1 protein-coding gene is annotated in these 379 nt (G+C 44.3%); it reads left to right on the top strand.

The window, feature by feature from the left end; all coding sequences use genetic code 11:
• Positions 1 to 379, top strand: a 379-nt coding sequence (locus ACYVTD_RS17810; protein WP_461248951.1) for a PAS domain-containing protein, incomplete at both ends; no start/stop codon positions are given.

The raw sequence follows: 379 nt of genomic DNA, 5'->3' as shown, positions 1-379 counted from the left end.
GCACTAGGAATCTGGCGATTATTCTTTCCGCGCTTGGAGCGGTATTTGCCGTTTTTCTCGGCGGAATGCTGCTTCGAATTTCCGGCGAAAAAGCCGCTTCGGACGAACGTATGCAGCTTATGTCCGAAAGCAACCCCATAGCCATGTCTTTTATGGATAAAAATTTTAATGTTATTGACTGTAACAAAACCACTTTGGAAATGTTCGGACTGTCAAGTAAACAAGAATATTTTGAAAAATTTTATACGCTTTCGCCGGAACGCCAGCCGGACGGCGCTTTATCAATTGAAAAAAGCCATTTGGTGATAGAAGAAGCGCTTGCGACGGGTTTTTGCCGTTTTGAATGGGAGCATCAAAAACCTGACGGAGAGCCCATATC

The sequence above is a fragment of the Treponema sp. R6D11 genome (assembly GCF_054786075.1).
The sequence above is the reverse complement of the archived record's forward strand: the minus strand, read 5'-3'. Positions and strand labels throughout refer to the sequence as shown.